We start from the raw sequence: 827 nt of genomic DNA, 5'->3' as shown, positions 1-827 counted from the left end.
TATGAATAATGTAATGCGAACCATGATACCGATTTTTGCGGCTTCTTTCATCTCTGCGGCGTTTGGTGCAGATTTGTTGTTGGCGCAGGAATATAAAAATCAAGATATTGCCGGTTGGGCCATGAGTGAAAAGTTGGATGGCGTACGCGCGTATTGGGACGGCAGGCAGCTGGTCAGTCGTCAGGGCTATGCGTTTACACCGCCCAAAGGTTTTACAGCAGGTTTTCCGCCGTTTCCGATGGATGGCGAGTTGTACAGCGGACGAGGGCGGTTTGAGCAAATTTCCGCGACGGTGCGTTCTGCCTCGGGAAATTGGGACGGCATCCGTTTGCATGTTTTTGATGTGCCGCAGGCGCAGGGCAATCTGTATCAGCGGCTGGAAACGGCTTCGAAATGGCTGAAATCACACCCGTCGGCACGGTTTACGGTTATTCCGCAAGTCAAGGTGCGCGACAAACAGCATGCTTTGGATTTTTTGAAACAAGTCGAAGCGCTGGGTGGGGAAGGTGTGATGCTGCGTCAACCTGAAGCCCGTTATGCAAGCGGTAGAAATGGGCAGCTGTTGAAGCTGAAAAGTGAATATGATGATGAATGTACAGTGACGCGTCATTATGAGGGCAAAGGGCGAAATGTCGGGCGTTTGGGTGCGGTAGGATGCAAAAACCAATATGGCGAGTTTCGTATCGGCAGCGGTTTTAAGGATAAAGACCGCGACCATCCGCCGAAAATCGGTGCGCTGATTACTTACCGTTATCGTGGTTTTACGCAAAAGGGAACGCCGAAATTTGCAACATTTGTCAGGGTGCGCTCGGATCGATAAAACAAAT

The 827-nt window shown here is 50.5% G+C and carries 1 protein-coding gene; it reads left to right on the top strand.

Annotation, left to right across the window (positions count from 1 at the left end):
• The first annotated feature begins 13 nt into the window (after positions 1-13).
• Positions 14-820, top strand: a complete 807-nt coding sequence (locus ACTHUE_RS19565) for a DNA ligase (RefSeq protein WP_070695298.1) — start codon at positions 14-16, stop codon at positions 818-820.
• Positions 821-827 lie beyond the last annotated feature (7 nt).

The sequence above is a fragment of the Neisseria sp. P0021.S005 genome (genome assembly GCF_051956955.1).
This window is presented reverse-complemented; position numbering and strand designations above follow the sequence as displayed.